Below are 7,423 nucleotides of genomic sequence, written 5' to 3'. Positions count from 1 at the left end.
CGACGCCGTCGTCGTCACCGGCGGCCTCGGCGGGACGCCCGACGACCTGACGATGCCGGGCGTCGCGGCGGGACTCGGCCGCGAGTTGGAGGTGAACCCCGTCGCCGAGGCGGACGTGGCGGCGACCATCGAGGAGATATACGAACGGCGACCGGACCTCGAGTTCGACCTGAAGGTGGAGTGGTACGCGTCGATGCCCGCGGGTGCGACGCCGATACCCAACCCCGAGGGACTCGCGCCGGGGTGCGTCGCGGGCAACGTCTACGTCCTGCCGGGCATCCCAGAGGAGATGCGCGCCGTCTTCGGCAACGTCGCCGACGACTTCGGCGGTACCGTGGCGACGAAGACGTTCCACACGCCCGAACCCGAGGGGGCGATGGCCGAACCCCTCGCCGCCGTCGCGACGCAGTTCGGCGTTCGGGTCGGGAGTTACCCGAGTCGGGGAGGGGGGCCGACGCGAATCAAACTCACCGCGACGGACGCGGCGGTTCTCGCGGATGCGTCGTCGTGGCTGGTGGCGAACGCGGACGCGGCGTTGGTCGAAAGTGAGGACGAACTGGACGAGACGCGGGGCGGCGGCGAGGACGAGACGCGGAGCGACGACGCGGATGAGACGCGGGGCGACGGCGAGAGCCGAACCGCCGGCGGTGCCGACGCGGGGTGAGACGCGGCGACTACCGGGTTTCGATGGCGTCCGTCGGGTCGCGCCGGCGAATCACCGCGGCGGACCCGCGCGACTGGATGATGTTGAGGGCGGTGACGAGGTCCGACCGGGAGATGAGACCGACGAGTTCGCCCGCCTCGTCGACGACGGGGAGACGGCCGACGCCGTTCTGCTGCATCGTCGTGATGGCGTCCATGGCGCCCGCGCCGGCGAGATGGTGGCGAGTTCGCCGGACATCACGTCCTCGACGCGGTAGGCGTCGCGTTCGACTTCGTTCACCGCACGGGCGTCGTTGAGCGTCACCATGCCGACGAGACTGCCGCTCCGGAGGACGGGGTAGCCCGTGTGGCGTTCGCGGAACATCCGGTCGAGCAGGTCCGCGACGCTGGTCGTCACGTCGACCACGTCGAGTTTCTCTCGCGGCGTCATCACGTCGCGCACGGTCACGTCCTCGAACGCCGCCTTCATCACCGTCTGCTGGGCCTCCGACGACGCGCCCATGTAGATGAAGAACGCCAGCGCGATGAGGAACAGGTTGACGAACAGGCCGACGATGCCGAGGAGGAACGCGAACACCTTGCCCACCTCCGCGGCAATCTGCGTCGCTCGCGCGTGGGACCGACGCCGGGCGAGGAGGGCGCGGAGCACGCGCCCGCCGTCCATCGGGAAGCCCGGGAGCATGTTGAACACCGCCAGCATGACGTTCGTCAGCGCGAGGTAGCCGAGGACGAACTTCACCGGGCCCTGAGCGGTCGAGAGCACCAGGAAGCCGAGGTACGAGACCACGCCCAGACCGACGCTGACGGCGGGACCCGCGACGGCGATGACGAGTTCCTGCCGCCAGTCCTCGGGCATCTCGACGAAGTTGGCGACGCCGCCGAACAGCCACAGCGTGATGGACTCTATCTCGTAGCCGTAGCGCATCGCGACCAGCGAGTGGCCGAACTCGTGGAGCAGGACGCACAGGAACAGTCCGAGCGCCGCGGCGGTGCCGAGAATCCACGGCATCGACCCGACGGTGAGCGCCGCGCCGTCGATGGCCGAGCCGAACAGTCGGTTGACGAGTTCGACGAGTTCGCCCACGTCGGAGCCGATGAGCCAGGCGAACAGCGGAAGCACGAGAAGGAACGTGAGGTTGAGTTGAATCGGGATGCCAAAGACACGGCCGATACGGATACCTCGCATGGTGACCAGTAGATGGCGACGGTTAATAAGTCCAAGCGCGACGGCGGCGCGGGGGCCGACGGTGCCGCGGAGCGAAGGTTTAGGCCGCCGGTCGGACTACTGACGGTATGAGCGACGCCGAACCCGTCGTCAAGCGTGCCGAGTCCATCGAGTACGAGTCCGTCGGAGCAGCCGAGGGGATGTCGAAGGGCGTCCTCGTCGACGCCTCGGACGGCGCACCGAACTTCGCCATCCGGCGGTTTGTCCTCGAACCGGGCGCGAGCGTCCCGAAGCACACGAACGAGGTCGAACACGAGCAGTACGTCCTCTCCGGGCAGTACACCGTCGGCATCGAGGGCGAGGAGTACGAGGTGGCCGCGGGCGACTCGCTTCTCATCCCGGCGGGCGCCGTCCACTGGTACCGCAACGACTCCGAGGTGGAGGGGACGTTCCTCTGTGCGGTGCCGAACGGCGACGACGAGATTCAGGTTGTCGAGGAGTAGGGCGTTCGGCCGTCCGTCCGCGGGAGGGAGTCTCGTGCGGGCGACTGTCGACGGGCAGACGAACCGCTGAAATACCCCGTCCTCGTACGGGACGGCGTGTCCAAACAGGTCGGCCGCGTCGACACGCTGTTCGTCCACGAGACGAACGACGACTTCCTCGTCGTCGTCCAACGGGACGGCGAGCGTGTCTTCCGCGCGGTGCTCGAACTGCAGGAGACGAACGCCGGCCCGCGCCCCGCGAAGTTCCGCGTGAAGCGCGGGTCCTCGGAGGACCCCCGCGACCCGAGCCAGTTCGTCGAACTCGCCCGCAGAGCCGAGCGCATCCGCATCTCGCAGCAGACCTCCAAAGCCCGTCGCGACGAGTTCCGCGAGATGCTCGACGGCTACCAACTCGACGCCCTCGTCGTCCGGACCTGCCGCTACTGCGCCTCGAACGGCCGCTACTCGCCCATCACCGAAGACACGGCCATCAAGACCGACGGCGAGTACATCTGCCCGGACTGCGCGAAGCGCGAACTCGAACGCGAACTCGACTTCTCGGGGACCGGCACGATGACCCAGGCGGCCCAGGAGCGACTGGAGTCGCTCCTGCTGGAGACGCAGGACCTCGGCCGCATCTCGAACCTCCTGAAGGGCGGGCTGGACCCCGACCTCACGAAGTTCGACACCGTCTCGGCGACGACGGACGACATCGACCTCGTCTCGACGTCGACGCTGGACCTCCACCCGACGCTGCAGTCGATGGTCGAAGACCGGTTCGACACCCTGCTGCCCGTCCAGTCGCTCTCCGTCGAGAACGGCCTGTTCGAGGGCCGCGACCAACTGGTCGTGAGTGCGACGGCGACGGGGAAGACGCTCGTCGGCGAACTCGCGGGCGTCGACAGGGCGCTGAAGGGCGACGGGAAGATGCTGTTTCTCGTTCCGCTGGTCGCCCTCGCCAACCAGAAGCACGAGGACTTCGAGGACCGGTACGGCGACCACCTGAACGTCACCATCCGCGTCGGCGCCTCCCGCATCAACGACGACGGCAACCGGTTCGACCCGAACGCCGACATCATCGTCGGCACCTACGAGGGCATCGACCACGCCCTCCGGACGGGCAAGGACCTCGGCGACGTCGCCACCGTCGTCATCGACGAGGTGCACACGCTGAAGGAGGGCGAACGCGGCCACCGTCTCGACGGGATGATATCCCGGCTAAAACACTACTGCGAGACGCGCCAGACGCGGCGCGACGGCTACGGCGGCGCGCAGTGGGTGTACCTCTCCGCGACGGTGGGCAACCCCGAGACGCTGGCGCGGAAGTTGCGCGCGACGCTCATCGAGTTCGAGGAGCGACCCGTCCCCATCGAACGGCACGTGACGTTCGCCGACGGGCGCGAGAAACCCGACATCATCAACAAACTCGTCACGCGCGAATTCGACACGAAGTCCTCGAAGGGCTACCGCGGGCAGACCATCGTCTTCACCAACTCCAGACGCCGGTGTCACGAGATAGCGAGGAAACTGGAGTACGACGCCGCCCCCTACCACGCCGGCCTCGACTACGGCCGCCGGAAGAAGGTCGAACGGATGTTCGGCAACCAGGACCTCGCCGCCGTCGTCACCACGGCGGCGCTGGCGGCCGGGGTGGACTTCCCCGCCTCGCAGGTGGTGTTCGACACGCTGGCGATGGGCATCGAGTGGCTCTCCGTCCAAGAGTTCGAACAGATGCTCGGCCGGGCCGGCCGCCCGGACTACCACGACAAGGGGACGGTGTACCTCCTCGTCGAACCCGACGCCTCGTACCACAACTCTATGGAGATGACCGAGGACGAGGTGGCGTTCAAGCTCCTGAAGGGCGAGATGGAGGACGTGACGATGGTGTACGACGAGGGCGCCGCCGCCGAGGAGACGCTTGCGAACGTCATCGTCGCCGGCAAGAAGGCCAAGCGACTGAACGACCGGATGCTCGGCGACGTGCCGACGAAGCACGCTGTCGGGAAACTGCTGGAGTGGAAGTTCATCGACGGCTTCGAACCGACGCCGCTGGGCCGGGCCGTCTGTCGGCACTTCCTCGCGCCGTCGGACGCCTTCCGCATCCTCGACGCATCCGAGCGGGCAAGAGCCCGTACGAACTCGTCGCCGACATGGAACTGGCCGACGAGGAGATGTAACCGCACCGAGCGTCCGACATCGTCCGCGCGGTCCGTCGACGTCGACGCCCCGTTCGAAGCCCGACGGGGAAAGCGGCCGTCCCCAGTTTTCAAATTCCGGGAACCGTCACGGTTCTGTTATCCACCCGACACGACACCGGAAGTGCGATGAGACGGTCCCCCCACCCGAAGACGACTCCTCCAGAGTACCGCACTCGCCAGTCTCGCGGCGGTCGCCGGCTGTCTGTCCGGCGGTCCCGGCAGTCAGGCCATCGGCGCCGACGGCGACGGCACGGCGACGGATTCGCCGGCCGCGACGACGGCCGACGCGACCGAATCGACGGCGACGGAGACGGCCGAATCGACGCCCGCGGAGTCGCTAGACGACTGGCTCGCGGACGCCAACGGCTACACCGGCGACCGCAGACGGTACGGACCGGGGTCACAGCCCACCATCGCCGTCGGCGAACCCGTCGGCGACGAGATGGCGTTCGACCCGCCGGTGATAGCGGTCCCTCCCGGGACGAACGTACGCTGGGACTGGACCGGCCACGGCGGCCAGCACAACGTCGTCGCCCTCGACGGCACGTTCGACAGCGGTCGCACGAACGCGCAGGCCGGGACCGGCTACCACTACGTGTTCGACGACCCCGGCGTGTACCGCTTCGTCTCCGAACCGCACCGCGAGGACGGCATGAAGGGCGCCGTCGTCGTCAGGGAACCGCCGTCGACCGGCAACGACGCCGTGGACGCGTGGGTCGTCGACAGCAGCAACTTCGACGGCAGCGTCGCCGACGAGACGGGGCGCGAGACGACGACGGTCACCGTCGGGGCGGCGGGTAACGGCGGCAACTTCGCCTTCGACCCGCCGGTGCTGAAGGTATCGGCGGGGACGACCGTCAGATGGCGGTGGGACGGCGGCCCGCACAGCGTCGTGTTCCGTGACCTCGACGTGCGCTCCGACGGCGTGTTCTCGGAACCGGGCGTCCACCTCGAACACGACTTCGAGGACCCCGGGACGTACCTGTACGCCTGTGGACCGCACCAGACACTCGGGATGAAGGGCGCGATAGTCGTGGAATGACCGGCCGGCCGCGGGCGCGGCCGGGTACTGCACCGAGCGGAAGCGCCAGAATCGACTCACGGCGCGCGACTGCGACCAGACAACCTTTTCTGACCCCGGTCCGTCCGATGACGACGTGGTAACGATTACGCCGAGCATCGTCGTCGTCTCCGCGATTATCCTCCTCGCGCTGGTGTTCTTCGCCACCGAACCGGTGCCCGTGGACGTCACCGCACTCGGCGTGATGGTGACGCTGATGCTCGCGCAACCGGCCTCGGGGTGGCTGGTGTCGGCCGGACTCCTCGCCGAGCCGATTCTCCTGTTCGACCCCGCGCAGTACCCCCAGCAGGCGCTCTCGGGGTTCTCCAGCACGGCGACGTTGACGGTGTTGGCGATGTTCATCCTGAGTGACGGCGTCCAGCGCACGGGCATCGTGCAGATGCTCGGCGCGAAGATTTCGTCGTTCACCGGCGACAGCGAGAACCGACAGCTCGGGGCGACCATCGGCCTCGTCGCCCCCATCTCGGGGTTCATCAACAACACCGCCGCCGTCGCCATCCTCCTGCCGATGGTCACCGACCTGGCCGAACGCGGGGGCACCTCGCCGTCGAAACTGCTCCTTCCGCTCTCGTACGCCTCGATGTTCGGCGGGATGCTCACGCTCATCGGCACCTCGACGAACATCCTCGCGTCTGACCTCTCGGGTCGCCTCATCGGCCGGTCGTTCACGATGTTCGAGTTCACCGAACTCGGTCTGGTCGTGGGCGTCGTCGGGACGGTGTACCTGCTCACCGTCGGGCGGTGGCTCACGCCCGAGCGCATCAAGCCCGAACGCGACCTGACCGAGGAGTTCGAGATGGCCGACTACCTCACCGAGGTGACCGTCCGCGCGGACTCCCCGCTCGTCGGCCAGCAGATTCAGCGTGCGCTCGGTGAGACGGACTTCGACTTCGACCTCATCCAACTCATCCGCGACGGGCAGGTGTTCCTCGAACCGCTGGGGCCGAAGGAGATTCAGGCCGGCGACGTGTTCGCGCTCAGAACCGACCGCGACACGCTGGTCGAACTCATCGACGTGGAGGGGCTGGATCTCGTCCCCAACGTCACCGTCGACGAGGAGGAACTGGAGGCGGGCCAGTCCGGCCAGAACCTCGTCGAACTCGTCGTCGCGCCGGGGTCGTCGCTCGTCGGCGAGTCGCTGGCGTCGGCGAGTTTCCGCCAGCGGTACGACGCGACGGTCCTCGCGCTCCGACGCGGCGGGGAACTCATCCGCCGCCGGATGGACAACATCAGCCTCCGCGTCGGCGACACCCTCCTCGTGCAGGCGACGACCGAGAGCATCGAACGCCTCGACGACAACCGGAACTTCATCGTCGCCCAGGAGATAGAGCAGCACCACTACCGCGAGGAGAAGATTCCCGTCGCCATCGGCATCGTCGCCGTCGTCGTCGCCCTCGCGGCACTCGACGTCGTCCCCATCGTCGTCTCGGCGCTCGCGGGCTCGTTGGCGATGGTGGCGACGAACTGTCTCCGCCCGCCGGAACTGTACGACGCCGTCCAGTGGGACGTCGTCTTCCTCCTCGCCGGCGTCATCCCCCTCGCATCGCCATGGAGAACTCGGGCGCGGCGGCGCTCCTCGCGGAGTTCGTCGTCCTGACGGGTGACTACCTCCCGTTAGTCGGCGTCCTCGGGGTGTTCTACCTCGTCACCGCGCTGCTGACGAACGTCGTCTCGAACAACGCGAGCGTCGTGCTGATGATTCCCGTCGCGGTGGAGGCGGCGCAGACGCTGGGCGCGAACGCGTTCGCGTTCATCCTCGCGGTCACGTTCGCCGCCTCGACGGCGTCGTGACGCCCGTCGCTACCAGACGAATCTCTTCGTCTACGGGCCGGGC

General features: G+C 68.0%; 3 protein-coding genes and 3 pseudogenes. 5 read left to right on the top strand and 1 reads right to left on the bottom strand.

Annotated features, from left to right (window positions below; all coding sequences use genetic code 11):
- Nucleotides 1-664: molybdopterin-binding protein (locus GJ632_RS17090; protein WP_191453581.1), on the top strand; the 664-nt coding region annotated here is incomplete at its 5' end.
- Nucleotides 665-674: 10 nt separating this feature from the next.
- Here the strand turns inward: GJ632_RS17090 and GJ632_RS17085 are convergent.
- Nucleotides 675-1,849: pseudogene (locus GJ632_RS17085) on the bottom strand (site-2 protease family protein).
- A gap of 107 nt (nt 1,850-1,956) precedes the next feature.
- On the opposite strand from GJ632_RS17085, the gene GJ632_RS17080 reads away from it, so the two are divergent.
- The 4 genes and pseudogenes from GJ632_RS17080 to GJ632_RS17065 all read left to right on the top strand — a co-directional run.
- A complete protein-coding gene (locus tag GJ632_RS17080) occupies nt 1,957-2,331 on the top strand; it encodes a cupin domain-containing protein (RefSeq protein WP_191453580.1) in 375 nt (124 codons plus the stop codon).
- Nucleotides 2,332-2,427: 96 nt separating this feature from the next.
- Nucleotides 2,428-4,487, top strand: a pseudogene (locus GJ632_RS17075) (DEAD/DEAH box helicase).
- 223 nt (nt 4,488-4,710) lie between these two features.
- Nucleotides 4,711-5,550, top strand: a complete 840-nt coding sequence (locus tag GJ632_RS17070) for a halocyanin domain-containing protein (protein ID WP_191453579.1) — start codon at nt 4,711-4,713, stop codon at nt 5,548-5,550.
- A gap of 115 nt (nt 5,551-5,665) precedes the next feature.
- A pseudogene (locus GJ632_RS17065) lies at nt 5,666-7,423 on the top strand (SLC13 family permease); the annotation flags it as partial.

This window comes from Halogeometricum sp. CBA1124 (genome assembly GCF_009741955.1).
Taxonomy (GTDB): domain Archaea; phylum Halobacteriota; class Halobacteria; order Halobacteriales; family Haloferacaceae; genus Halogeometricum; species Halogeometricum rufum.
Note: the sequence above shows the minus strand (reverse complement) of the source record. Positions and strands in the feature narration are given on the sequence as shown.

Bases quoted from the DNA above. Each gene is read 5' to 3' on its own strand.
- GJ632_RS17080 (WP_191453580.1), top strand. From the start codon at position 1,957: ATGAGCGACGCCGAACCCGTCGTCAAGCGTGCCGAGTCCATCGAGTAC.